Origin of the sequence: Pedococcus sp. (assembly GCF_036000045.1) — a bacterium.
Classification (GTDB): Bacteria; Actinomycetota; Actinomycetes; order Actinomycetales; family Dermatophilaceae; genus Pedococcus.
In genome coordinates this window covers 12,123-36,087 of the sequence record NZ_DASYGF010000040.1, presented here as the reverse complement: position 1 = coordinate 36,087, position 23,965 = coordinate 12,123, and the positions used below count along the sequence as shown (strand labels likewise).

The 23,965-nt window shown below is 69.5% G+C and carries 23 protein-coding genes; 16 read left to right on the top strand and 7 right to left on the bottom strand.

What is annotated here, in order from left to right; all coding sequences use genetic code 11:
* Positions 1 to 21: 21 nt before the first annotated feature.
* The 3 genes from VGN50_RS07165 to VGN50_RS07155 are packed head-to-tail and all read right to left on the bottom strand — an operon-like array spanning position 22 to position 2,812.
* Entirely contained in the window at positions 22 to 1,677 is a 1,656-nt protein-coding gene (locus tag VGN50_RS07165) for a GMC family oxidoreductase (RefSeq protein WP_327444034.1), read from the bottom strand.
* Positions 1,674 to 2,327, bottom strand: a complete 654-nt coding sequence (locus tag VGN50_RS07160) for a gluconate 2-dehydrogenase subunit 3 family protein (protein WP_327444033.1) — start codon at positions 2,325 to 2,327, stop codon at positions 1,674 to 1,676. Before VGN50_RS07160 ends, VGN50_RS07165 begins: the two co-directional genes overlap by 4 nt.
* Positions 2,324 to 2,812, bottom strand: coding sequence for a hypothetical protein (locus tag VGN50_RS07155; protein WP_327444032.1), 489 nt, complete (start codon positions 2,810 to 2,812; stop codon positions 2,324 to 2,326). The genes VGN50_RS07160 and VGN50_RS07155 overlap by 4 nt, the downstream gene beginning before the upstream one ends.
* A 116-nt stretch (positions 2,813 to 2,928) precedes the next feature.
* Between VGN50_RS07155 and VGN50_RS07150 the strand changes: the two genes are divergently transcribed.
* Positions 2,929 to 3,420, top strand: coding sequence for a MarR family winged helix-turn-helix transcriptional regulator (locus tag VGN50_RS07150; protein WP_327444031.1), 492 nt, complete (start codon positions 2,929 to 2,931; stop codon positions 3,418 to 3,420).
* Here VGN50_RS07150 and VGN50_RS07145 read toward each other — a convergent pair.
* The 3 genes from VGN50_RS07145 to VGN50_RS07135 all read right to left on the bottom strand — a co-directional run bounded on the left by VGN50_RS07145 (position 3,396) and on the right by VGN50_RS07135 (position 5,766).
* Positions 3,396 to 3,734, bottom strand: coding sequence for a hypothetical protein (locus VGN50_RS07145; protein ID WP_327444030.1), 339 nt, complete (start codon positions 3,732 to 3,734; stop codon positions 3,396 to 3,398). The two genes, VGN50_RS07150 and VGN50_RS07145, sit on opposite strands and share 25 nt — an antisense overlap.
* Positions 3,735 to 3,751: 17 nt before the next feature.
* Positions 3,752 to 4,768, bottom strand: coding sequence for an SDR family oxidoreductase (locus VGN50_RS07140; protein WP_327444029.1), 1,017 nt, complete (start codon positions 4,766 to 4,768; stop codon positions 3,752 to 3,754).
* 89 nt (positions 4,769 to 4,857) lie between these two features.
* Complete coding sequence (locus VGN50_RS07135) at positions 4,858 to 5,766, bottom strand: MerR family transcriptional regulator (protein ID WP_327444027.1); 909 nt, start codon at positions 5,764 to 5,766, stop codon at positions 4,858 to 4,860.
* Positions 5,767 to 6,032: 266 nt separating this feature from the next.
* Between VGN50_RS07135 and VGN50_RS07130 the strand changes: the two genes are divergently transcribed.
* The 10 genes from VGN50_RS07130 to VGN50_RS07085 all read left to right on the top strand — a co-directional run bounded on the left by VGN50_RS07130 (position 6,033) and on the right by VGN50_RS07085 (position 16,942).
* A complete protein-coding gene (locus VGN50_RS07130) occupies positions 6,033 to 7,328 on the top strand; it encodes an NAD(P)/FAD-dependent oxidoreductase (RefSeq protein WP_327444026.1) in 1,296 nt (431 codons plus the stop codon).
* Complete coding sequence (locus tag VGN50_RS07125) at positions 7,325 to 8,056, top strand: DUF1365 domain-containing protein (protein WP_327444025.1); 732 nt, start codon at positions 7,325 to 7,327, stop codon at positions 8,054 to 8,056. Before VGN50_RS07130 ends, VGN50_RS07125 begins: the two co-directional genes overlap by 4 nt.
* Entirely contained in the window at positions 8,053 to 9,381 is a 1,329-nt protein-coding gene (locus VGN50_RS07120) for a class I SAM-dependent methyltransferase (RefSeq protein ID WP_414694573.1), read from the top strand. Before VGN50_RS07125 ends, VGN50_RS07120 begins: the two co-directional genes overlap by 4 nt.
* Positions 9,378 to 10,691, top strand: a complete 1,314-nt coding sequence (locus VGN50_RS07115; RefSeq protein WP_327444024.1) for a cyclopropane-fatty-acyl-phospholipid synthase family protein — start codon at positions 9,378 to 9,380, stop codon at positions 10,689 to 10,691. Before VGN50_RS07120 ends, VGN50_RS07115 begins: the two co-directional genes overlap by 4 nt.
* Positions 10,688 to 11,491, top strand: a complete 804-nt coding sequence (locus VGN50_RS07110; RefSeq protein ID WP_327444023.1) for a DUF1295 domain-containing protein — start codon at positions 10,688 to 10,690, stop codon at positions 11,489 to 11,491. The genes VGN50_RS07115 and VGN50_RS07110 overlap by 4 nt, the downstream gene beginning before the upstream one ends.
* Before the next feature lie 10 nt (positions 11,492 to 11,501).
* On the top strand, positions 11,502 to 11,924 hold the full coding sequence (locus VGN50_RS07105; RefSeq protein WP_327444022.1) for an HIT family protein: 423 nt from the start codon (positions 11,502 to 11,504) through the stop codon (positions 11,922 to 11,924).
* 29 nt (positions 11,925 to 11,953) lie between these two features.
* Positions 11,954 to 12,454, top strand: a complete 501-nt coding sequence (locus VGN50_RS07100) for a methylated-DNA--[protein]-cysteine S-methyltransferase (protein ID WP_327444020.1) — start codon at positions 11,954 to 11,956, stop codon at positions 12,452 to 12,454.
* 399 nt (positions 12,455 to 12,853) lie between these two features.
* Entirely contained in the window at positions 12,854 to 14,272 is a 1,419-nt protein-coding gene (locus tag VGN50_RS07095; protein ID WP_327444019.1) for an NAD(P)/FAD-dependent oxidoreductase, read from the top strand.
* A 28-nt stretch (positions 14,273 to 14,300) separates the two neighbouring features.
* Positions 14,301 to 15,584, top strand: coding sequence for a pitrilysin family protein (locus VGN50_RS07090; RefSeq protein WP_327444018.1), 1,284 nt, complete (start codon positions 14,301 to 14,303; stop codon positions 15,582 to 15,584).
* A complete protein-coding gene (locus tag VGN50_RS07085) occupies positions 15,581 to 16,942 on the top strand; it encodes a pitrilysin family protein (protein ID WP_327444016.1) in 1,362 nt (453 codons plus the stop codon). The genes VGN50_RS07090 and VGN50_RS07085 overlap by 4 nt, the downstream gene beginning before the upstream one ends.
* A gap of 9 nt (positions 16,943 to 16,951) precedes the next feature.
* On the opposite strand, the gene hisN is transcribed toward VGN50_RS07085, so the two are convergent.
* Positions 16,952 to 17,752, bottom strand: coding sequence for a histidinol-phosphatase (hisN, locus tag VGN50_RS07080; protein WP_327444015.1), 801 nt, complete (start codon positions 17,750 to 17,752; stop codon positions 16,952 to 16,954).
* Positions 17,753 to 18,104: 352 nt separating this feature from the next.
* Between hisN and VGN50_RS07075 the strand changes: the two genes are divergently transcribed.
* The 5 genes from VGN50_RS07075 to VGN50_RS07055 all read left to right on the top strand — a co-directional run bounded on the left by VGN50_RS07075 (position 18,105) and on the right by VGN50_RS07055 (position 23,941).
* Positions 18,105 to 19,757 (top strand): ABC transporter substrate-binding protein, encoded by a 1,653-nt coding sequence (locus tag VGN50_RS07075; RefSeq protein WP_327444014.1) that lies wholly within the window; start codon positions 18,105 to 18,107, stop codon positions 19,755 to 19,757.
* Between the two features lie 249 nt (positions 19,758 to 20,006).
* Positions 20,007 to 20,930: an ABC transporter permease gene (locus VGN50_RS07070; protein WP_327444013.1), complete on the top strand. Its 924-nt coding sequence runs from the start codon at positions 20,007 to 20,009 to the stop codon at positions 20,928 to 20,930.
* Positions 20,923 to 21,849, top strand: a complete 927-nt coding sequence (locus tag VGN50_RS07065; RefSeq protein ID WP_327444012.1) for an ABC transporter permease — start codon at positions 20,923 to 20,925, stop codon at positions 21,847 to 21,849. The genes VGN50_RS07070 and VGN50_RS07065 overlap by 8 nt, the downstream gene beginning before the upstream one ends.
* 21 nt (positions 21,850 to 21,870) lie before the next feature.
* Entirely contained in the window at positions 21,871 to 22,911 is a 1,041-nt protein-coding gene (locus VGN50_RS07060; RefSeq protein WP_327444011.1) for an ABC transporter ATP-binding protein, read from the top strand.
* Positions 22,904 to 23,941, top strand: coding sequence for a dipeptide ABC transporter ATP-binding protein (locus tag VGN50_RS07055; RefSeq protein WP_327444010.1), 1,038 nt, complete (start codon positions 22,904 to 22,906; stop codon positions 23,939 to 23,941). Before VGN50_RS07060 ends, VGN50_RS07055 begins: the two co-directional genes overlap by 8 nt.
* The last annotated feature ends 24 nt before the right edge of the window (positions 23,942 to 23,965 follow it).

The window sequence follows — 23,965 nt, the reverse complement described above, 5'->3', positions numbered from 1 at the left end:
TCGCGGCGAGCCGTCGTCGGTTCACCGGTGGCTGGTCGGGGTTCCCCTCCGGGCTCCTCGAGCCAGCAGGTCCGCCGACCGGGCGGCCAGCGCCATGATCGTCAGAGCCGGGTTGGCGCTGCCCTGCGTCGGCAGGACGCTGCCGTCCGTGATGTACAGATTGGGGACCGCGAACGTCCGGCAGGACGCGTCGACCACACCGGCCGACTCGTCTGCAGCCATTCGTGCCCCGCCGACCAGGTGGGCAAACCGGTCGATGGTGATGACCTCCTGGGCCCCGGCGGCACGCAGGATCCGCTCCATCGCGCTCTGGGCCGCCTTCATCAGCAGCCCGTCGTTGTCGCATTGGGAGTAGGAGAAGTGCGCGACCGGCATACCGTGTCGGTCGGTCTCGGACGCCAGGGTGACGCGGTTGTCGGGCTGGGGCAGGAACTCGCACAGCGCGCCCAGGCAGGCCCAATGGACGTAGTCCCTCATGTACTCCCGCAGCTGGGATCCCCAGTGGCCTTGGGCGGTGACGTGCTCCGCCCACGTGATGGGAAGCGGCGACACGGTCTGGATGGAGAAGCCCCGCTTGTATGCCGCGGACGGGTCGGTCTCGTAGAACTCCTCGGAGCTGACCTCGGGCGGGGGCCCTTTCCACATCCGGATCTCGGATTCGAAGCGCCCTGCGGTCTGTGGTGCGCCCTGCACCATGAGGTAGCGCCCGACCTGGTCGAACTCGTTGCACAGCCCGTCGGGGAAGCGGGCGGACGCGGAGTTGAGGAGCAGTCGGGGCGTCTCGATCGAGTAGCCGGCGACCGCCACCATGCGCGCTCGCTGGAAGCGCTGGGTGCCCCGATGGACGTAGTGCACCCCGGTGGCCAGTCCGGTGCGGTCGTCCGTCTCGACCCGGGTCACCATCGAGTCGGCGCGTACCTCGGCGCCGTGGGCCAGTGCGTCGGGGATGTGGGTGATCAGGGGAGAGGCTTTGGCGTTGACCTTGCACCCCTGCAGGCAGAAGCCGCGGTAGATGCAGTGGGGGCGATGGCCGAAGCGGCCGTTGGCGATCGCGACCGGGCCGACCTTGGTCGTGATGCCGGCTGCGAGAGCTCCGCGCTGGAACACCTCGCCGTTGCCCGAGACCGGATGCGGTGAGTGGGGGTAGCTGTGCGGGTCGCCCCAGGGCCAGTCCTCTCCGGCGACGGGGAGCTCACCCTCGATGTCCTCGTAGTAGGGGCGCAGGTCCTCGTATCGCAAGGGCCAGTCCGCGCCGACCCCGTCGAGCGTCTGCGTCTGGAAGTCGCTCGGGTGGAAGCGGGGCGTGTATCCGGCGTAGTGGACCATCGAGCCGCCCACCCCGCGGCCGGAGTTGTTGGAGCCCAAGGGAACTGGGTCGTTTCCCGAGATGACCCGCGGCTCGGTCCAGTAGAGGTGGTGCGAGCCTGCCTCGTCACTGACCCAGTCGGTCTCGGGGTCCCAGAACGGGCCGGCGTCCATGACGACGACGCTCCAGCCCTGGCGGGCCAGCCGTTGGGTGAGCGTCGAACCGCCCGCACCGCACCCGACCACCACCAGGTCGACCTCGTCGTGGTCCGCGAATCGGCGCATCCCCTCACGCAGTCCGTGGTTGGTGCCCGGGGAGGTCGGGAGAAGCCACGCCGACTCGTTGCGGCCGCGGACGGCCGAGTCCTTCACCGGGTCCACTCCTGGATCGGGTCGTCGTCGGGGTGGTGGTCGGCCACCTCGAAGGGCTCTCGGCGGTCGATGCCGAGGTTCTTGTAGCCCCGCGGGTAGGCCGGGCCCGCGAACCCGATCTCGTTCCACGCGTACGGATGCGAGTAGAAGGCGGTACAGGCGTAGCGCGTCCACAGGCTCCAGGTGTGGGTCGCAGGCCAGTCGTGCCACGGCTCGGCGCCGAGCTGCTGGACCTGTCGCAGCACACGCGCGCGGTCGTCCCACTCCGCCCGCGCGAAGTCAACGCCCCAGAGCTCCTCGCTGTCGCGGTCCAGCCACGCCAACGTCCGCGGCCAGGCGTCCTGGTCTCGCGGCATACCGTCGAAGTGCCAGCCGTCGGTCTGCGCCTCCGCAAGCCTGGCGTCCACCATCTGCACGACGGGCACCCGGGGCTCCTCCCGCTGGTCGAGCAGCTGGTCGAAGAGGGCGGTCGCAACGGCCTCCTGGTGCTCGTCGAAGAACCGGACGGCGGGGGACCTGCCGAGCCGGGCGAACACGACCGAGGAGGTGGCGGGGTCCCAGCTGGACGACTGGTCGAGGACGTCGAACCCCGGGAATCGCTCGTCCCGGCCGGCCAGGGGGAGGCGAGGGGTCGGTTCGCGCCGGCTCACCGCTCCCTCCGCAGGATCGCTGCCAGCAGGCCCATTCCCCCGACGACGGTGACCAGCAGCGGCGCCAGCAGCGGTGGCCCCATCTCCATGTTGTAGCGCCAGTTCGACCAGCCGCCAGGCTTCTGGCTGATCCCTCGTGCGTGCAGGTAGGTGCCCTGGAGCCCGTTGGCGACGATGGCCGCGGAGGCGATGGGGAGTGCGGTCTTGGCGGCACGGTGGCTCGCGACCCCGGCGACTCCGGCGACCGCACCGACCGGCCCGAGGAGGACCGGAGCCCACATGAGCCGGTTGCCGAAGCTGGCCTTGTCGTGCTCGAAGTAGATCTCGGCCGCCGTGACCAGAGCCGCGACGGCGGTCAGCCCGGAGAGGCTGCGCTCGAAGTGGCCGGTCTGCACGTTGCGCACCATCCGGTCGATGCCGTGGGCGACCTCGCCCTGCACCACTGGCACGCGAGCGGGCGTCGGGGAGCTGTGGCGTCCGAACACTTCGGCCTCCTAGGTCCAGGGCGCAGTCGTTGCGTTTGTGCAACTACTTCCACAGTGGCACGACATCTTTCGATTCGCAAGCGTTGTGAGGGCGCAACGGCTGGCATACTGCGGGGATGGCGGTGCGAGAGACGGGGCCGAACGAGACGGCGGGACAGGCGGATGCCGTCATGCGCGCGACCCGTGTCCTGGTCGGGATCATTGCCCGGTCGATCACCGAGGTGGAGCAGGAGGTGTCGATCACCCAGTTCCGGGTCCTGGTGATGGTCGCCACCCGCGGCAGCCTGAACCTCGGCGAGGTGGCCGAGGGACTCGGCGTCCACCCCTCCAACGCCACTCGGACGGTGGAGCGGCTGGTCGTCGCAGGGCTGGTCGAGCGCGCCGAGAACCCCGCCGACCGTCGTTATCTCGTCCTGAAGCTGACCCCGCAGGGGCAGGACATCGTGGAGCGGGTCATGGCCTACCGGCGGGGGGCGATCGAGTCGGTGCTCGAGGAGATGCCGGCCGGCCGCCGCCAGGCCCTGGCGGCCGCGCTGGGCGCCTTTGCCGAGGCGGCGGGTGAGCCCTCGCGCGGCGAGGAAGCCTACGTGCTCGGGCTTCCCACCTGACCCGCGGCCGCGAAGGCGAGCGCGACCGTGCCGTCGGTCAGCGCCTGCCGTCGCCGTGCGGGGTCGTATGCCGCCAGGGCGCCCATGCTGGCCGCATGGAGGAGGTCGGTGGCCTGGCCCATGCGGCGCACGAGCCGAGTGCCGTGGCTGAGAGAGACCAGAGCCTGTACGACGTGGCGAGCTCCGAGGACCCGTGCGGCCAGCGTGGCCCGCGCGTCGAGCGGCCCTCCCGTCATCCTCCGGCCCGTCCCCTCGGGGTCCACGAGCAGGGCCACGCCGTAGCCCAGCCGGACCACCTCACTCACAGTGGCCACCCGGCTGCCCCGCCTCGTCAACGGCTGCGCCGGGCGGCTGCCCAGGAGAGGCCGCCCATGGCGGACAGGGCCGCCGCGGCGGCCCCGAGCGCGCCGTGGTGCTGTGACAGCCACAGCTGGCGGCTTCGCGGGGTCGACTTCCCGTCGAACCGGCCGTGCGTCCCGAAGTCGCGGTCCCGGTCGGCGGGCTCCCAGAGGTTGTCCGGGGCGTCCGCCGGCTGCGGCTCGTCGGTCTGCTGGGAGCTGAAGCCGGTCTTGGCCAGGTAGCGGTCGAGCACGCCAGGGGCCACCGCGTTGGCGATGAGCGTCATGGCCGTCGTGCCACCCACCCAGTACTCGCGACGCTTGGGGTGGTCCGCGGCATACACCACGCCTCGGGCTGCTACCTCCGGCTCGTAGATGGGCGGCACCGGCTGCGGGCGCCGCGGCAACCGGGACAGCACCCACGAGAACTGGGGGGTGTTGACCGCCGGCATCTGCACCATGGTGACGTGGACCGGGCTCTTCTCGTGGAGCAGCTCGCAACGCAGGGACTCGTGGAAGCCCTGGATCGCATGCTTGGACCCGCAGTAGGCGGTCTGCAGGGGTATGCCGCGATAGGCGAGGGCGGAGCCGACCTGGACGATCGTGCCTCGGCCACGCGACTTCATCCGGGGCAGGATCGCCATCGTGGCGTAGACGTACCCGAGGTAGCTCACCTCCGTGACCCGCTTGAACTCGGCCGGCGTGATCTGGTCGAACGGGCTGAAGACCGAGGTGAAGGCGACGTTGACCCACACGTCGACGGGCCCCAGCTCATCCTCGATTCGCTGCACCGCCTCGTTGACCTGGTCCGGGTCGGCCACGTCGACGGGCACCGCCAGGGCGCGACCGCCGGCGGCCTCCACCTCCGCGCAGGCCGCTCGCAGCCCCTCCTCGCCCCGGGCGAGGAGGGCGACGGTGTCCCCGCGCGCCCCGAAGGCCTTGGCCGTGGCACGGCCGATGCCTCCGGAGGCGCCGGTGACGGCGATGACACGTCGGTGTTGGGGAGCCATGGAGGTCCGCCTTTCGGGTTGGTGGGTCTGGACCAGCTATATCACGCAATGATTGCGCTCGCACACATAAGTGCGAGGCCCCCGACCGGTCAGCGTCGCGGGATCGCGGCGCTCAGGTCCTCGACTGCCCGACGGATCGAGTGGCCGAGTGGTCGGCCCGCGCCCCCGACCTCCTCCTGTGCCGACCCGCCGACGTAGACGGGCGTCTCGGGGCAGCTGGCAGCCAGTGCGGCGACGGTCTCGCGCACCGGCACCACGTCGCTGCGCGTGGGCGCCGCGAGGACCACGACGGCGGGCCGGTGGCTGCGGGTGGCGGCCACCCAGCTCTCGGGGGGCACGTCCGCGCCGAGGTAGGCCACGTCGAGCCCGGCTCGCCGCAGTACGACCGCGAAGGCGAGGATGCCCAGCTCGTGCCGTGAGCCGTGTGCCAGCCCGACCAGAGCGCGGGGCGCCCCGCTCGCTCGTCCGGCGGCGTCGAGCGCGGCGCCCAGCCGCCGTTGCACGACGGCGCTCACGAGGTGTTCACCGGCCACGTCGACGAGCCCGTCCTGCCATCCGGTGCCCAGGAGCCGCAGCGCAGGCATGAGCCAGTGGTCGACCACCGCGTCGAGCGGCGCCAGCGCCAGGGTCTCGTCGAGCGCCCTCTCCGCAGCCAGGGCATCGTGGCCGGCTCCGGCCGCGCAGAGTGCGTCGATGGGGACTCCGCCCGGCTGTGGGGGGAGGGATGTGTCGGCGCGCGGGTCGCCGTCGAGCTCGGCGGACGCGCGGCCGTCGAGCTCGACAGCGGGGGCCTGGAGGTGCTCGGCGGCCAGCCGCGGCGACCACCCGGCGGCGACGAGCGCCTTCATGGCGTTGAGTAGCTGCAAGTCCCGGTCGTCGTAGATGCGGTAGCCCGACTCGCTGCGCCCGGGCTGCACGAGACCATAGCGGCGCTCCCACGCGCGCAGCGTCGCCACGGGCAGCCCGGTGAGGGCGGCCGCGTGCCGGATGGAGTACATCGGGCCAGCGTAGCGTCAAACCCTCGACAAACAGTGGACAAGTCTCAGAATCTGCGCCATGATCGAGGAAGAACCTTAGACAAACCTTGAACATTGACTGTACCGCTCCGACGTCTGTCGGCCCCTCCAAACGCTGTCCTCGATCCTGCGAGCACCCCATCGCGGGGTCGAGGGCAGTCGGGTGTGGTCGGCCCAATCCGTTCGAGCCCTCATGCCGAACCACTCTCGTCCCTGCACCCAGCCCACCCAGCCCAGATGGAGTACTCATGCGCGCACCACGCCGCGCCGTCATCGGCAGCGGAGTCGCCGGACTGACGGCCGCTCACGTCCTGAGCGCGCACGGACCGGTCACGCTGTACGAGGCCGACGGCCGGCTGGGCGGCCACGCTGACACCCATGAGGTCGAGGTGGGCGGTCGGGTGGTCAAGGTCGACACCGGCTTCATCGTGCACAACGACCGCACCTACCCCACGCTGCTCCGGCTGTTCCGTGAGCTCGGGGTGCAGACCCAGGAGTCCGACATGAGCATGTCGGTCCGCTGCGACGACGAGGGCCTCGAGTATGCCGGTGCCAAGGGTGCGCGCGGACTGTTCCCCATGGCGGGCAACCTGGCCAACCCGGCATACCTGCGCATGCTGGGGGAGGTGCGCCGGTTCCACCGGGAGGCGAGGGGGCTGCTGCGCAGCGGCCGGGCCTCGGACGAGACGCTGGCGTCGTTCGTGAGGCGCGGCCGGTTCAGCGACTACTTCGCACGGTTCTTCCTCGAGCCCCTGGTGGCGGCGGTCTGGTCCTGTGACCCCGACAAGGCCCTGGAGTACCCGGCGCGGTACCTGTTCGAGTTCCTGGACCACCACGGCATGCTCACCGTCTTCGGGTCTCCCACCTGGCGCACGGTCACCGGTGGCTCGGCGCGGTATGTCGAGCGCGTCGCCGCCGGTATCGACGAGATCCGCCTCGGGAGGCCCGTCCGCGCCGTCACCGAGCGGGACGGGGAGGTCCTGGTCCAGGATGACCACTCGGTTGAGGCCTACGACTCCGTCGTCATCGCCGTCCACCCGCACCAGGCCCTGGCCATGTTGGCCGAGGCGACGCCGCTGCACCGCGAGGTTCTCGGCTCGATCAGATACTCCCAGAACGTCGCCCAGCTGCACACCGACGAGTCGGTGCTGCCCAGGAGTGCCGGTGCGCGCGCCTCGTGGAACTACTGGCAGCGCGAAGGCCGCGAGGGTGGCGTCCTGGTGACGTACGACATGACGAGGCTGCAGCGGCTGGATGTCGACGGGCCTCGCCTGCTGGTGACCCTCAACGGCATCGACTGTGTCGACCAGCGGCTCGTCATCGAGACGATGGAGTACGAGCACCCGCTCTACACGCCCGACTCCGTTGCGGCGCAACGCCGTCTGCCCGAGCTGAACTCGGCCCGCGTGGCCTTCGCCGGGGCGTACCACGGGTGGGGCTTCCACGAGGACGGGGCGCGCTCGGGCGTGGCCGCCGCCGCGCACCTCGGGGCCAAGTGGCAGGTGGCCGCCGCCGACGAGCGGCTCGAGGTCGCGGCATCATGAGGGCCTCTCCCGCGACGCGGATCTATGCGACGAGCGTGTCGCACTCCCGCACCGACCCCCTGGTGCACCGCTTCCACCACCGCAGCCACACCTGGCTCGTGGACCTCGACCGTCTCCCGCGGCTCGGCATGCTGAGCCCACTGGCCCGCTTCCAGTCCCGCGACCACCTCGGCGACCCCCGGCGCACCCTGCGACAGAACATCGACACCTTCCTGCAGACCCAGGGCGTCGACCTCCAAGGCGGCCGCATCCTGATGCTGGCGATGCCGCGGGTGCTCGGCGCGGTGTTCAACCCCATCTCCGTCTTCTGGTGCCATGGGCCGGGCGGAGCGCTCGTCTGCACGGTGGTCGAGGTGCACAACACCTACGGAGACCGCCACGCCTACCTGGTCCGCACGGGCCCGGACGGACGCGCCGAGGTCGCCAAGGCCCTGTATGTCAGCCCGTTCCACGACGTGTCCGGCAGCTACCGGCTCACCGTGCCGGTCCCCGGCGACCGGCTGCGGGTGCAGGTGGTCCTCGAGCGCCCAGGCCACGACCCGTTCGTCGCCGGCCTGACCGGACGCGCCCTTCCGCCTACTACGCGGACCGTCCTGCGGCTCGCGCTCACCCAGCCCCTCGAACCCCTCGCCGTTTCCGCCCGGATCCGCTGGCACGGCATACGCCTGTGGCTGCGCCGACTCCCAGTCCAGCCCCGACCCACCCACTCCCAGGAGGCAGTCCAGTGACCACCGCCACCGCCGGTCTCGCCGCGCGCCCCATCATCGACTCGACACGCTGGCCCGACCTGACGGACTCACGGGCGCGGGCTCGACGCAGCGTCGCGGCTCGGGTCGCCCGCTGGGTCTTCCGCTCCGCTGCTGACCGCCTGCCCGTGCGCGTCGACCTGGGCGGCACGGCCCTCATCGGGGGCGGCGACGACGGCGCACCCCTCATGGTCATCCACCGTCCGGACGCCTTCTTCGCCGCGGTGGGAGCCAAGGGCCTCATCGGGTTCGGCGAGTCGTACATGGCCGGCGACTGGGAGGCCGAGGACCTCAGCGGTCTCCTCCAGGTGTTCGCGGCCCAGATGGCGACCCTGGTGCCCGCCCCGCTGCAGCGGCTGCGCGCCCTCTACGTCGCCCGGGCGCCACGCACCGAACGCAACACCGCCACCAACACGCGTGGCAACATCGCGCGGCACTACGACCTGTCCAACGAGCTGTTCGCCACCTTCCTCGACGAGACTCTCAGCTACTCGTCCGCGCTGTTCGACGGCGACCAGCGACCCGGTGTCGCTGTGGCCGGCGAGTCCGTCCAACAGAGCCGGCCCACCCAGCCCGCCGAGTGGTCGGCCCTGGCCAGCGGCCAGGCCCGCAAGATCGAGCGGATGCTCGACCAGGCTGGGGTCGCGTCCGGCTCGCGCGTGCTCGAGATCGGCACCGGCTGGGGCGAGCTCGCGATCCGAGCGGCCGCGCGCGGCGCGACAGTGCTCACCGTGACGCTCTCGAGCGAGCAGCAGGCGCTGGCCCGTGAGCGCGTGGCCGCGGCCGGCTTCGCGGACGCCGTGGACGTCGAGCTGCTCGACTACCGCGCGGTCCAGGGCGAGTTCGACGCGGTGGTCTCGGTGGAGATGATCGAGGCCGTCGGTCACGAGTACTGGAAGGAGTACTTCCAGACCATCGACCGGGTGCTGGCTCCTGGTGGCAAGGTGGCCATCCAGGCGATCACGATGCCCCACGACCGCATGCTGGCGACGCGGTACACCTACACGTGGATCACCAAGTACATCTTCCCCGGTGGCTTCCTGCCCTCGACCGAGGCGATCACCGACGTGACCGCCGAGCACACCAGCCTGCGCGTGGTTGAGCGGCTCTCCTTCGGCCAGCACTACGCCGAGACGCTGCGCCTGTGGGACGAGCGGTTCCGCAGCGGGCTCGCTCAGGTCCACCGGCTCGGGTTCGACGACGTGTTCGTGCGGATGTGGCACTTCTACCTCGAGTACTCGCGGGCGGGCTTCCGCTCCGGCTACCTCGACGTCCAGCAGGTCACCCTCGAGCGGGCCGCGGCATGACCGCCGTGGAGCAGGTCCGCAGCTCGCGGTCCGAGACGCGCACCGGGGTGGCGCCGGAGCTGGCGCAGGCGCTCGCGCCCTTCCTGGGCGGCGACCTGCCCGTGCGCCTGACGGCCTGGGACGGCAGCGCCGCCGGGCCGCTGGGGGCGCCCCAGGTGGCGCTGAGGTCGGCGCGGGCACTGCGGCGCCTGCTCAGGCATCCGGGCGAGCTCGGCGCGGCACAGGCGTACGTCACGGGCGAGGTGGACGTGGACGGCTCGCTCGAGGAGGCCCTGACGCACGTGTGGGAGGTCGCGCGTGAGCGTGGGCTGGCCGGCATACGGCCGACGCCTGGTGCCTTGGCGACGTTGCTGCGCATCGCTGTTCGGCATGGCGCACTCGGCCGACCGCTGGCGCCTCCCGCCAGCCAGGCGGTGGTCAAGGGGCGACTGCACAGCCTCGCCCGCGACCGCGAGGCGATCCACCACCACTACGACCTGTCCAACGACTTCTACGAGCTGATCCTCGACCCGCAGATGGCTTACTCCTGCGCGTACTGGCGCTCGGACGACCCGTCGTACACCGTCGAGGACGCCCAGCGCGACAAGCTGGAGCTCGTCGGGCGCAAGCTGGGGCTGCGGCCGGGTGCGCGCCTGCTCGACATCGGGTGTGGCTGGGGGTCTATGAGCCTGTATGCCGCGGAGCACTTCGGCGCGCAGGTCACCGGCGTCACCATCGCGGCCGAGCAGAAGCGCTTCATCGACGCGCGGATCCGCGAACGCGGTCTCGAGGACCGGGTCGAGATCCGGCTCCAGGACTACCGTGACGTGCCCGACGACGGCTTCGACGCAGTGGTCTCCCTCGAGATGGGCGAGCACGTCGGCCAGGGGAACTACCCGACCTATGCCCAGGTCCTGCACGACAGGGTGCGTCCCGGCGGTCGGGTCCTCGTCCAGCAGATGTCGCGACGGGGCAGGTACCCCGGTGGCGGTCCGTTCATCGAGGGGTTCATCGCGCCTGACATGCACATGCGTCCGGTCGGTGAAACCATTGCCCTCATTGAGGGTTCGGGCCTGGAGGTGCGCGACGTGCATGCGCTGCGGGAGCACTATGTCCGCACGGTGCAGGCCTGGCACGACACTTTCGAGGCGAACTGGGACGCGGCGGTCGAGCTGGTGGGTCTGGAGGTCGCTCGGGTGTGGCGCCTCTATCTCGTCGGTGGGGCCATGGCCTTCCGGGACGGCCGGATGGGGGTCGACCAGATCCTCGCGGTCCGTCCGGATACGGGCCGCGCCGAGCTCGAGCCCGTTCGTCCAGGTACGTGGTCATGACATTCATGATGTCGAACTTCCTTGCCGTCACTGGGCTTTCGTTCGTCGCGGTGGTGCTGATGATGACCGTCACCGCGGTGGAGGGCCGGCGGCAAGGGCGGGTCAGCGTCGTCGACACCGCCTGGGGTCTGGGCTTCGTCGTCGTGGCCGCGGTCGCCGCCCTGGTGGGTGACGGACCGCTGTGGCGCAGGCTCGTGATGCTGGTGCTGGTGGCAGCCTGGGGCCTTCGGCTCTCGTCCCACATGCACCGGCGCAACGCCGGGAAGGGCGAGGACCCGCGCTACGCCGCGATGCTCGCAGACCAGCCGGGCGACCCGTTCCTCGTCGCCGTCCGCAAGGTCTACGCCGTGCAGGGTCTGGCGGTCTGGTTCGTGTCCTTGCCCATCCAGGTGAGTGCGAGCTCGGGTCGCGGCCTGCCGTTCGTCGCCGTCATCGGCGCGCTCCTGTGGGCGGTCGGCCTGGCGTTCGAGGCGCTCGGTGACCGTCAGCTCGCGTCGTTCAAGGCCGACCCCTCGAACCGGGGCACCGTGATGGACCGGGGCCTCTGGTCGTGGACCCGTCACCCCAACTACTTCGGTGACTCCTGTGTCTGGTGGGGCATCTTCCTTGTCGCCGCGAGTGCATGGCCGGGGGTGCTCACCATCCTCTCGCCGGTCGCCATGACCTACTTCCTGGTGTTCGCGACGGGCGCGCGGCTCCTCGAGCGCCACATGGCCGAGCGGCCCGGCTACCAGGCGTACCAGCAGCGCACGAGCTACTTCCTCCCGCGTCCCCCGAAGCGGTCGGTCTCGCGGGGCTAGAGTCGCCCGCGTGGACTGCCTCTTCTGCCGGATCGTCGACGGGTCGCAGCCGGCCCATGTGGTCCTCGACGAGCCGTTGACCCTGGGTTTCCTCGACACCCGGCCGGTGTTCAAGGGGCACGTCCTGCTCGTCCCTCGTATCCACGTGCCCACGCTGGTCGACCTGCCCGGCGAGCTGCTGCCCGTCCTCATGGGCGCAGCCCAGCGACTGGCCGGGGCGATGGTGGACGGGCTCGGGTCGCAAGGCTCGTTCGTGGCGATGAACAACGTGGTCTCGCAGTCGGTGCCTCACCTGCATGTCCATGTGGTGCCACGCACCAAGGGCGACGGCCTGCGCGGCTTCTTCTGGCCGCGCACCACCTATGCCTCCCCGGACGAGGCCAGCGAGTATGCCGCGCGCGTCGCCGGTGCGGTGCCCGCGCCCCTCGGCTGACTGTCACCACCGGCTGGCATCATCACCGCATGCGGACCACCTACAGCGTGGTGTCCTCACCCGTCGGCGACCTCACCCTGGTCGCCGAGGAGGGCGCCCTCGTGCGGCTCACGATGGAGAGCCAGAGGCACGCGCCACCATCCGCCGACCAGGGTGAGCGCGACGACCGTGGCTTCGCGGCGGTCCGTGAGCAGCTGGGGGAGTACTTCGCCGGCGAGCGCACGACCTTCGAGGTGCCGCTCGCACCGCACGGTGACTCGTTCAAGCAGCGGGTGTGGGCGCTGCTGCGCGAGATCCCGTACGGCCAGACGCGCACCTACGGCGAGCTGGCTCGAGCGCTGGGCGACGTCAACCTGAGCCAGGCTGTGGGGTCGGCCAACGCCCGCAACCCCATCGGCATCATCGTGCCGTGTCATCGCGTGATCGGCTCCGACGGCAGCCTGGTGGGCTACGCGGGCGGCCTGGATCGCAAGCGGTTCCTGCTGGCCCTGGAGGAGCCCGAGGCCGCTCGGGCCGACCGCCTGTTCTGAGGGCCTCTCCAGGGTGTTGCTGTCGGGTGCCTGGGACCCGTGAGCGCTCTGGGGCTGCTGACCGAAATCTCCTCGTCCTTTTGGACTGCTTCGGCGGCAGCTGGAGTACGAGATCCCAGGTCGGAGGCACTATTCCCCCGGGAAGGGGACCTGACTGGTGCGTAGGGCTCGGTTGCACCGGCGGCGGCGGCCGCCGGAGTGCTCATCTGGCCGGGCATGGTCGCGTTGCGCGCCATACCCGTCGTCCATGCCGGGGTGCCGGTCACGTCCCCTCCCCGGGGAACCATCACGAGCACGACCACCGTGCCGACCATGACTGTCCAGACCCCGTAGCGGGCGCGCGACACCCTTGCCGCCCACGCTAGGGTTGTGCTTTGCCGGACAGGAGAGTGTTTCGTCATGACGCACGAGGTTGCCCAGTCACGCCGTCACCAGGTGGTCGTCATCGGGTCCGGATTCGGGGGCCTCTTCGGCACCCAGGCCCTCAAGCGCGCCGATGTGGACGTCACGCTGATCGCCAAGACGACACACCACCTCTTCCAGCCACTGCTGTACCAGGTCGCGACCGGCATCCTGTCCGAGGGCGAGATCGCGCCCGCCACCCGTGAGGTGCTGGCCAGCCAGCGCAACGCGCGCGTCCTGCTGGGCAACGTCACGTCGGTCGACCTCGAGGCCAGGACAGTCACCTCCAAGGTGCTCGACCGCGAGACCGTCACGCGCTACGACACCCTCCTGGTAGCCGCCGGTGCAGGTCAGTCCTACTTCGGCAACGACCACTTCGCCCAGTTCGCCCCCGGCATGAAGTCGATCGACGACGCCTTGGAGCTGCGGGGTCGCATCTTCAACGCCTTCGAGTGGGCCGAGCTGGCGAGCACCCCCAAGGAGATCGAGCGGTTGATGACCTTCGTGGTCGTCGGGGCCGGCCCCACCGGAGTCGAGATGGCGGGCCAGATCGCCGAGCTGTCGCGCCGCACCCTTCCCCGTGACTTCCGCAGCATCGACACCCGTAGGGCCCGCATCGTGCTGCTGGACGCAGCGCCGACGGTGCTCGGGGCGTTCGGCGACCACCTCGGTGCCAAGGCCACCGCCAAGCTGAAGGAGCTGGGCGTCGAGGTGCAGCTCGGAGCCATGGTGGTCGGCGTCGACGCCACCGGCATCGACGTCCGCGACTCCGACGGCTCGACGCGCCGCATCGAGGCGGTCTGCAAGGTCTGGGCCGCAGGGGTGCAGGCGTCCGAGCTCGGCGCCCAGCTGGCCGAGCAGTCGGAGGCCACCGTCGATCGAGCCGGTCGCGTGCAGGTGAACGACGACCTCACGCTGCCGGGGCGTCCGGAGGTGTTCGTCGTCGGCGACATGGCCTCTCTCAAGGGCTACCCCGGCGTGGCGCAGGTCGCCATCCAGGGCGCGCGTTACGCGGCCGAGCAGATCAAGCGACGCCTGGCGGGCCAGCCCGAGCAGGGGCCGTTCGAGTACCACGACAAGGGGTCGATGGCCACCATCTCGCGGTTCAGCGCGGTGGCCTCCATCGGCAGGTTCCACTTCAGCGGGCTCATCGCCTGGGTGCTCTGGCTGGCCGTGCACCTCGTCTACATCATCGGGTTCAAGAGCCGCATCACGACGCTGCTCCACTGGTCGGTCAGCTTCGTCGGACGCGGCCGGTCGGAGCGGACCGTGACCGAGCAGCAGGTGTTCGCCCGCACCGCGATCGAGAAGCTCGGCGACGACTACCAGCCCTCACTACCCCGGGTGGCCGCCGACAAGCGGCCTTCGGCGCAGTCGGTGGCCCAGGCCCGCGAGGAGGCTGGACGCACCCTCTAGTGCCGGGTCGGTCGCCTATGGTGTCGCCATGCCCCTGGACTATCCGATCCACGAGCGCACCCTCGACAACGGCCTGAGGGTGGTCGTCTCTCCCGACAGCAGTGTTCCGGTGGTGACGGTCAACCTGTGGGTCAACGTCGGGTCTCGCCATGAGTCGCCGGGCCGCACCGGCTTCGCTCACCTCTTCGAGCACCTGATGTTCCAGGGGTCGCGCAACGTCGCAGGGGGTGAGCACTTCACCCGGCTGATGGCCGAGGGTGGTCGGCTCAACGCCACCACGTGGTTCGACCGCACCAACTACTTCGAGACGGTCCCCAAGGGCGCCTACGAGCTGGCGCTGTGGATGGAGGCCGACCGGCACGGGTTCCTGCTCGACGCCGTCACCCAGGCGAACCTCGACAACCAGCGGGACGTGGTCAAGGAGGAGAAGCGTCAGCGCTACGACAACGTCCCCTACGGCAAGGCCCTGATCGAGGTGTATGCCGCGGTGTTCCCGCCCGAGCATCCTTACCACCACCCGACGATCGGCTCGATGGAGGACCTCGATGCGGCGAGCCTCGAGGACGTGCACGCGTTCTACCGCCGGTTCTACGGTCCGAACACCACGGTGCTCACCCTCGTCGGCGACCTGACGGCCGAGGAGGGGTTCGCTGCCGCGGAGCGCTACTTCGGTTCTCTGCCCGCCTCCGCTGAGCCTCCCCGCACGGCCCTGCCGCAGCTTCCGCCGATCGAGGGGCCGGTTCGCGTCGACCGCCCCGGCAACGTGCCGAACGACCGGTTGCACCTCGCCTTCCGGCTGCCCGTCGCGAACACCACGGAGTTCTTCGCGGCCTCGCTCGCGGTCGACGTCCTCGGGGGTCTGACCACCTCTCGCCTGGTCCAGCGCCTCGTCCGGCGCGAGCAGGCTGCCAACAGCGTCCAAGCCCACGCCATGGGCTTCGTCGACGGGGTGTCCCTCGGCTTCGTCGTCATCGACGTGGCCGAAGGGCATGACCCGGACGCGCTCGAGCGGGCGGTGCTGGAGGAGCTCGAGGGGCTGGCCCAGGAGGGCCCGACCGAGGTCGAGCTCGAGTCCGCCTTGGCGCAGTCGGAGCGCGGCTGGCTCTCGGCGCTGGCCAGCCAGGAGGAGCGTGCGGATCTCATCAGCCAGCACGCCCTGCTCCACGGCGACCCGCACCTCGTCAACACCTATCTCGACCGGCTGAGATCGGTCACCGCGCGCCAGGTGCAGGACGCGGCAGCACGGTGGCTGCGGCCATCGAGCCGCGTCGTCGTCGCCCACCTCGTCGACCGTCAGGAGGACGCGGCATGAGCACCGTTCCCACCATCGAGCGCCCGCCGGTGCTGCCCCCGGAGCCGTGGACCTTCCCCGAGCCGGCCCGTCGCACGCTGGCCAACGGCGTCGGTCTGCTCGTCTACGACATTCCCGGCCAGTACGTCGTGTCGGTGCGCGCCGTCGTGCCGTTCCCGCTGTCCGAGGAGCCGCGCGACGTGGAGGGCGTGGCGACCTTGATGTCCCGGCTGCTCGACGAGGGTACGGCCGAGCACAGCTCCGAGGAGTTCGCCGAGCTGTTGGAGCGCAAGGGGATCGCCTATGGCGCCTCCGTCAGTGACAACGGCCTGGGGGTCGCGCTGGACGTCCCCAAGGCCAAGCTGCCCGAGGCGCTCGACCTGCTCCGCCAGACGCTCGCGGAGCCCGTCTTCCCCCAGGCCGAGGTGGACCGTCACCTCAAGACGCGCCTGGCCGAGATCGAGCAGGAGCGTGCCCTGGCGCCTCAGCGGGCCGGCCGCGAGTTCCTCGCCACGCACTACGACTCCGGCGAGCGCGCCTCGCGTCCCACCGCCGGCACGCCCGAGACGATCCGCGCCATGACCAGGCGGGACATCGTCGGTTTCCACCGACGTCATGTCGGCCCTCTCGGGGCGACGCTGGTGGTGGCGGGTGACCTGTCGGGCCTCGACATCGGGGCGCTCGCCGAGTCGACCCTGGGCGCGTGGCTGCCCGACGGCCAGGTGATCGCGCCTGCGCCCACCCTCGCACGACGCGCGAGCGACGCAGCACGCGTGGTGCTGGTCGACCGCCCGGGGTCGGTCCAGAGCGAGCTGGTCGTCGGCTGGTCCGGTCCGGACCGCCGGGCGGAGGGCGGCTGGGCGGCATACCCGGTCCTGTCGTTCGTCGTGGGTGGGTCACCGAACGCGCGGGTGGACGCGGTGCTGCGCGAAGAGAAGGGCTACACCTACGGGATCCGCTCGGGCTTCCGGCCGCGGCGGGTGGGTGGGCTGTTCCTCACCTCTGGCTCGGTCCGCGCGGACTCGACGGTCGAGTCCGTGGCGCTGCTCGTCGGCATCCTCAACGGCGCCAGGGACGGCTTCGACGACGCAGAGGTCCGCGCGGGCATCGACTTCATGAGCAAGACGGCGCCCGGCCGGTTCGCCGTGGCCGACGCCGTCGCCGACGAGGCCGCGAACCTCGCTCTCGAGGGCCTCACGACCCACTTCACGACCCAGACGCTGCTCGCCATGCAGGAGCTCGACGCCGCTGCGCTGACTCGTGCCTATGGCCGGTGGGTCACGGGGGAGTGGACGATCGTGGTTGTGGGCGACGCTGCCACGTATGCCGATGGCCTGCGTGCCGCCGGGGTGGGCGACGTGAGCGTCGTCCCTGCCTGACCCACCGCGTCAGTGGTTGGAGCGCGCCTGCGTGCCGATCCGCGCCAGCACCTCGTCATGCAGGATGCCGTTGGTGGCGAGCGCGTTCCCGCCCCACGGGCCGTCCTTGCCCGCCAGCGAGGTGAAGCGACCCCCGGCCTCGGTGACGATGGGCACGAGGGCGGCCATGTCGTAGACGGCGAGCTCGGGTTCGGCGGCGATGTCGACGGCGCCCTCGGCGACGAGCATGTAGGACCAGAAGTCGCCGTAGGCGCGAGTGCGCCAGCAGTCGTCCGCCAGGTCGAGGAACTCATCCTGTCGCTCCAGGGCGCCCCAGCCCTTCAGGCTCGAGTACGACAGCGAGGCGTCCTCGATGCGGCTGACCTTGGAGACATGGATGCGCTTGGCCGCGGCGAGGCTGCGGCCGGACCACGCACCCGACCCGTTGGCGGCCCACCAGCGCCGGCCCAGCGCCGGAGCGGCGACCAGCCCCAGCACGGGTGTCTCGTTGTCGACCAGCGAGATCAAGGTGCCCCACACCGGGACCCCCCGGACGAAGTTGTGCGTACCGTCGATCGGGTCGATGACCCAGCGACGAGGACCGTGCCCCGTCGTCTCGAACTCCTCACCCTCGACCGCGTCGCGCGGGCGGGTGCGCTTGAGCTGCGCCCGGACGAGCTCCTCGGCCGACTTGTCCGCGTCACTGACCAGGGTCAGGTCGGGCTTGGACTCCACCGTGAGGTCCTCTGCCCGGAACCGCGACATGGTGATCCGCTCGACGGCATCCGCCAGGACGTGGGCGAGGCGCAGGTCGTCGTCATAGGAGGGCACGCGCTCACGCTAGCCCGTCGGATGGTCGCGGCGGCCCCCCACGCGCCGTGCGCGCGGTGCCGGCATCGACGGGCGCCGGAGCTCGGAGACTGAGGTGAAGGGGCCGCATGTGTCTGAAATGACGGCATACGGCGGCAAAACGGACATCGGCCGAAGAATTCTCTTCGCCCCTGCTACAAGACGATCACGTTTCTGTCTCGGCTTGCCTCATATCGTCGCGTTTGCGCGGCAAGTGCTCTTTCATGGGTGCCACAACACGACGCCCTGGGCGTTACAGGGCTGCGCTCAAACCGGTGCGTGGCTCGGACCGACGTTCATCTGAACGATCTGACCCCTAAGTAGGAGGACATCAATGCGAGGAACTGCTCGCACGGCGGCTTTGGTTGCCGGTGTCTCCGCAGTCGCGCTGCTTGCTGCAGCGTGTGGCGGAAACAACGGCGGCTCGAGCTCCAGCTCCAGCTCGAGTGCCGCTGCCAAGACCGGCGGCTCTGTCACGGTCCACGGGTGCAACCCGCAGAACCCGCTCGTTCCCAGCAACACCAACGAGACCTGCGGCGGCAACGTCATCGACGCCATCACGGCCAAGCTCGTCCACTACAACGCTCAGACGGGCGCCCCTGAGAACGACATCGCTGACAAGATCGCGACGACCGACAACCAGAACTTCACCGTGACGCTCAAGCACGGCTACAAGTTCCAGGACGGCACCGAGGTCAAGGCCAAGAACTTCGTCGACGCCTGGAACTGGGCTGCCTACGGTCCGAACGCCCAGCAGAACAGCTACTTCTTCCAGCCCATCGACGGCTTCAACGACACGCAGTGCGCAGACGCCGCGTGCAAGACCAAGCCGAAGACCGACAAGATGTCCGGTCTGGTCGTGAAGGATGACTACACCTTCACCATCAAGACGACCGACAAGGTCTCCAACCTCCCGGTTCGCCTGGGCTACACGGCTTTCGCGCCGCTGCCCGACTCGTTCTTCTCCGACCCCAAGGCGTTCGGTGAGCACCCGATCGGCGCCGGTCCGTTCTCGTTCGTCTCGTGGACCAAGAACACCGAGATCAAGCTCGCGAAGTTCAAGGACTACGCAGGCAAGTGGCCGGCCCACCTCGACAACGTGACGTTCAAGATCTACCAGGACGAGAACGCCGCCTACAACGACGTGATCGCCAACCAGCTCGACGTGACCGACTCGGTCCCGACCAGCGCCATGATCGATGACAAGTACAAGACCGACCTCCCGAACCGCAACAGCCAGCGGCCCGTCGGTGTCATCCAGACGATCACGTTCGCGCCGACGAGTGTCGACCCGAACTACGCCAACCCGAAGATCCGCCAGGCGATCTCCGAGGCGATCGACCGCAAGACGATCGTCAAGCAGATCTTCAACAACACCCGCGTGCCCGCCACCGGCTGGGTCTCCCCGGTCGTTGACGGCTACAAGGCGAACGCCTGTGGTCAGTACTGCGTCTACGACCCGGCCAAGGCCAAGGCCCTGCTCGACGAGGCCGGTGGCTTCAAGGGCTCGAAGATGACGCTCTCCTACAACGCGGACTCCTCGCACAAGGCGTGGACGGAGGCGACCTGCAACTCGATCAAGAGCGCGCTCGGCGTCGACTGTGTCGCGACCCCGGTCGTCGACTTCGCCACCTTCCGCAGCCTCATCACCGCCCACAAGATGAAGGGCATGTTCCGCACCGGTTGGCAGATGGACTACCCGTCCATCGAGGACTTCCTGGCTCCGCTGTACGAGACCAAGGCTTCCTCGAACGACGGCGACTACAGCAACCCGGCGTTCGACAAGCTCATCCAGGAGGCTGCCGCCCAGACCGACCCGGCCCAGGCCAACGCCAAGTACCAGCAGGCTGAGGCCATCCTGGCGACCGACATGCCGGTCATCCCCATGTGGTACTCCACCGCCACCTTCGGCTGGTCCAACAAGGTCACCAACGTCAAGATCACGGCGTTCGGCACCATCGACCTTGCCAGCCTCTCGCTGAAGTAAGGTCACCTGGCCCGCTCACCTCGAGCTGGCAAAACAGCGTCGTCGGCCTGCCGGCCCAGTGCCGGCAGGCCGATGGCCTGTCCAATGACAGGGACGCGCACGGACTGGTCACCCCCGGGTCTGTGTGTGTTCCCTGTTCGTACGACTATGTTGTGATGAGCGTCTCGGGTGTAGAGCACCCGTCAGGCTCTGTCCAGCTTCGCCACCGGGACCACCCCCGCCCGTGGGCGCCAACCCAGAGGAGGTGACGTGTACAAGTACGTCATACGGCGAGTCCTTCAGATGATCCCCGTGCTGCTTGGCTCCACGTTCATCATTTTTGCCATGGTCTTCGCCCTGCCGGGTGACCCGACCGCCGGCATGTGCGGTGAGCGACCGTGCTCACCGGGCTTCGTGGCCTCGTTTCGCGCCGAGCACAACCTGAACGACCCCCTGCCGACCCAGTACGCCAAGTACATGACCAACCTGGCCAAGGGCGACCTCGGCACGACCTTCCGCGGCCAGCAGGTGTCTGACGAGCTGACGCAGCGCTACCCGACGACCGCCAAGCTCGCCCTGATGGCCATCATCTTCGAGGGGGCGATCGGCGTCCTGGCCGGCGTCCTGGCCGGCATACGCAAGGGCAAGTTCATCGACAACCTCGTCCTGGTGAGCACGCTCTTCGTCATCGCGATCCCGGTGTTCGTCATCGGCGAGACGATGCAGTACTACCTCGGCGTGCAGTGGAACCTCTTCCCCGTCACGTCCTCGGACGGGACGATCTACGAGCTGATCATGCCCGCCTTCGTGCTCGGCAGCTCCTCGATCGCGTATGCCGCGCGGCTGACCCGCACCAACCTGGTCGAGAACCTGCGCGCTGACTACATCCGGACGGCCGTCGCCAAGGGACTGACCCGCAGTCGGACCATCGGCGTCCACGCGCTGCGGAACTCCCTCATCCCGGTCATCACCTTCGTCGGCGCCGACTTCGGCAGCCTGCTGGGTGGTGCCATCGTCACCGAGCGCATCTTCAACATCCAGGGCGTCGGTGGCTACCTGTTCCAGGGCATCCACAACCGCGACGGCGTGTCCGTCGTGGGCACGGTGACGATCCTCGTGCTGGTGTTCCTGCTCGTCAACCTGCTCGTCGACCTGCTGTACGGCGTGCTCGACCCGAGGATCAGCCATGACTGAGTCATCGACGATTGCCGTCTCGGCCGAGGCCGGCCCCACCCAGAGCGACGACGTCGCGCGGTCGCTCGGCAGCGATGCCTGGCGTTCCCTGAAGAAGAACCCGATCTTCTGGGTGTCGGTCATCCTCATCGTGCTGTTCGTGCTGATGTCGGCGTGGCCGTCGCTGTTCACTCACATCGACCCCAACAACGCCGTGCTCGCGGACGCCCGGGCCACGCCCAGCTCCAAGGCGTGGTTCGGTCGCGACATCCAGGGCTACGACATCTACTCGCGCACCATCTACGGCGCTCGGGCCTCGATCCTGGTGGGTGTCTTCACCACGCTGGTCACCACACTGGTCGGCGGAGCCATGGGCACCATCGCCGGCTACTACGGTGGCTGGCTCGACGCGGTGGTCTCGCGGATCACGGACGTGTTCTTCGCGATCCCGCTGCTGCTCGGCGGCATCCTGTTCATGGCCACGTTCCCCAACAACGCCGACAGCCCCTACCTCGTCGTCGTCGGCAAGGTCGTCCTGGTGCTGTCGATCTTCGGCTGGACGAGCATCGCCCGGCTGATGCGCTCGGCCGTCCTGCAGGTCAAGCCCAACGACTACGTCCAGGCGGCGCGAGCCCTTGGTGCGAGCCCGTGGCGGATCATCCGTGCTCACGTGCTGCCCAACGCCGTGGCTCCGGTCATCGTCGTCGCGACCATCAACCTGGGTGTGTTCATCTCCGTCGAGGCCACGCTGAGCTTCCTCGGCATCGGCCTGACGCCTCCCGCGGTGTCGTGGGGCGTGGCCATCTCCGATGCCCTCGACGCGCTGCGCACCACCCCGCACATCCTGCTGTTCCCCAGCCTCTTCCTGAGCCTGGCGGTTCTGGCCTTCATCATGCTCGGCGACGCGGTGCGCGATGCCTTCGACCCGAAGTCCCGCTGAGGCAGGAGAGACCCCCACACCATGACGACTACTGCATCCAGGTCGGCCAAGACCTCTGCCGACTCGGCCTACGAGGCCAAGGACGGCCTGCTCCTCGAGGTGGACAACCTCCACGTCGAGTTCCACACCCCTGACGGCATCGCCCGGGCGATCAACGGGGTGGACTTCAACCTCTACCAGGGCGAGACTCTGGCGATCCTGGGCGAGTCCGGCTCAGGCAAGTCGGTGACCGCCCAGGCGATCATGGGCATCCTCGACATGCCGCCGGCAGTCATCCCGCAGGGTCAGATCCGCTACTGCGGGCAGGACCTGCTCACGATGCCGGCCGAGCAGCGCCGCAAGACCCGGGGTCCGGAGATCTCGATGGTCTTCCAGGACGCGCTGTCCTCGCTCAACCCGGTGTTCCCGGTCGGCTGGCAGATCGCGGAGATGTTCCGCAAGCACCGCGGCATGAACAAGTCCGACTCCCTCGAGCGGGCCGTCAAGCTCATGCAGCGCGTGCAGATCCCCGCGGCCAAGGAGCGGGTGCGGGCCTACCCGCACCAGTTCTCCGGCGGCATGCGCCAGCGCATCATGATCGCGATGGCCATCGCCCTCGATCCTGCGGTGCTCATCGCCGACGAGCCCACGACGGCCCTGGACGTCACCGTGCAGGCTCAGATCATGGCCCTGCTCCAGGAGCTCCAGGAGGAGCGCCACATGGGGCTCATCCTCATCACGCACGACCTCGGTGTGGTGGCGGACGTGGCCGACAAGATCGCGGTCATGTACGCCGGGCGCATCGTCGAGCGGGCGGATGTCTTCGACCTCTACCGCAAGCCGGGTCACCCCTACACCAAGGGCCTGCTCGAGTCGATCCCACGCCTCGACCAGAAGGGCCAGCAGCTCGCCGCCATCGGCGGGCTTCCCCCGAACCTGATGCGCATCCCGTCCGGCTGTGCGTTCCACCCGCGGTGCAAGTTCGCCCAGGACATCTGCACGGCGGAGCGCCCGCCGCTGCGTGAGGTCGCTCCGGGGCGCGAGTCCGCCTGCCACTTTGCCGAGGAGGTCCTCAATGGCTGAGGCCATTCTGACCGCGACCGACCTGGTCAAGTACTACCCCATCAAGGGCGGCGTCCTGCGTCGCACCGTCGGGCATGTCAAGGCCGTCGACGGCGTCAGCTTCGAGCTCCACAAGGGCGAGACGCTCGGCATCGTCGGTGAGTCGGGGTGTGGCAAGTCGACCCTGGGCCGCCTGCTGATGCGGCTCGAGGAGCCGACCTCGGGCACCGTGACGTTCGACGGCGTCGACATGTTCGCCCAGCGTGGTCGCGCGATGCGTCGCCTGCGTCGTGACATCCAGATCGTCTTCCAGGACCCCTACACGTCGCTCAACCCCCGCAAGACCGTGGGCGACATCGTCGGCGAGCCCTTCGACATCCACCCGGACGTCGTGCCCAAGAAGGGGCGTCGCAAGGCGGTGCAGGAGCTGCTCGACCTGGTGGGTCTCAACCCCGAGCACATCAACCGATACCCCCACCAGTTCTCCGGTGGACAGCGGCAGCGCATCGGCATCGCTCGCGGTATCGCGCTCAACCCCAAGGTGCTGATCTGTGACGAGCCGGTCTCCGCGCTCGACGTCTCGGTGCAGGCACAGGTCGTCAACCTGATGGAGAAGCTCCAGGACGAGCTCGGCCTCGCCTATGTGTTCATCGCCCACGACCTGTCGGTGGTGCGGCACATCTCCGACCGTGTGGGTGTCATGTACCTCGGCAAGATGGCAGAGCTGGGCGAGGAGGACGAGATCTATGCGCGTCCGACGCACCCTTACACCCAGGCGCTGCTGTCAGCCGTTCCCGTGCCGGACCCCACCCTGCGCGACAAGCGCGAGCAGATCATGCTGTACGGCGACGTGCCGTCGCCGGCCAACCCTCCCTCGGGCTGCCGGTTCCACACGCGGTGCTTCAAGGCTCAGGACAAGTGCTCGGTGGACATCCCGCTGCTGGAGGTGCGACCCGACGGTGTGCGCGGCCACCTGTCGGCCTGCCACTTCGCGGCTCCCCGTGAGATCATCGAGACGGTCGACCTGACCGACCAGAGCCTGGACGCCTGACCCTGGGCTGAAGCGGTCTTCCCA

Excerpts from the sequence above, each read along its gene's own strand:
- VGN50_RS07150 (WP_327444031.1), top strand. The coding sequence starts at position 2,929 with ATGGCGGTGCGAGAGACGGGGCCGAACGAGACGGCGGGACAGGCGGAT.
- VGN50_RS07140 (WP_327444029.1), bottom strand. The coding sequence starts at position 4,768 with ATGGCTCCCCAACACCGACGTGTCATCGCCGTCACCGGCGCCTCCGGA.
- VGN50_RS07135 (WP_327444027.1), bottom strand. The coding sequence starts at position 5,766 with ATGTACTCCATCCGGCACGCGGCCGCCCTCACCGGGCTGCCCGTGGCG.
- VGN50_RS07130 (WP_327444026.1), top strand. The coding sequence starts at position 6,033 with ATGCGCGCACCACGCCGCGCCGTCATCGGCAGCGGAGTCGCCGGACTG.
- VGN50_RS07125 (WP_327444025.1), top strand. The coding sequence starts at position 7,325 with ATGAGGGCCTCTCCCGCGACGCGGATCTATGCGACGAGCGTGTCGCAC.
- VGN50_RS07115 (WP_327444024.1), top strand. The coding sequence starts at position 9,378 with ATGACCGCCGTGGAGCAGGTCCGCAGCTCGCGGTCCGAGACGCGCACC.
- VGN50_RS07110 (WP_327444023.1), top strand. The coding sequence starts at position 10,688 with ATGACATTCATGATGTCGAACTTCCTTGCCGTCACTGGGCTTTCGTTC.
- VGN50_RS07100 (WP_327444020.1), top strand. The coding sequence starts at position 11,954 with ATGCGGACCACCTACAGCGTGGTGTCCTCACCCGTCGGCGACCTCACC.
- VGN50_RS07095 (WP_327444019.1), top strand. The coding sequence starts at position 12,854 with ATGACGCACGAGGTTGCCCAGTCACGCCGTCACCAGGTGGTCGTCATC.
- VGN50_RS07090 (WP_327444018.1), top strand. The coding sequence starts at position 14,301 with ATGCCCCTGGACTATCCGATCCACGAGCGCACCCTCGACAACGGCCTG.
- VGN50_RS07085 (WP_327444016.1), top strand. The coding sequence starts at position 15,581 with ATGAGCACCGTTCCCACCATCGAGCGCCCGCCGGTGCTGCCCCCGGAG.
- VGN50_RS07075 (WP_327444014.1), top strand. The coding sequence starts at position 18,105 with ATGCGAGGAACTGCTCGCACGGCGGCTTTGGTTGCCGGTGTCTCCGCA.
- VGN50_RS07065 (WP_327444012.1), top strand. The coding sequence starts at position 20,923 with ATGACTGAGTCATCGACGATTGCCGTCTCGGCCGAGGCCGGCCCCACC.
- VGN50_RS07060 (WP_327444011.1), top strand. The coding sequence starts at position 21,871 with ATGACGACTACTGCATCCAGGTCGGCCAAGACCTCTGCCGACTCGGCC.
- VGN50_RS07055 (WP_327444010.1), top strand. The coding sequence starts at position 22,904 with ATGGCTGAGGCCATTCTGACCGCGACCGACCTGGTCAAGTACTACCCC.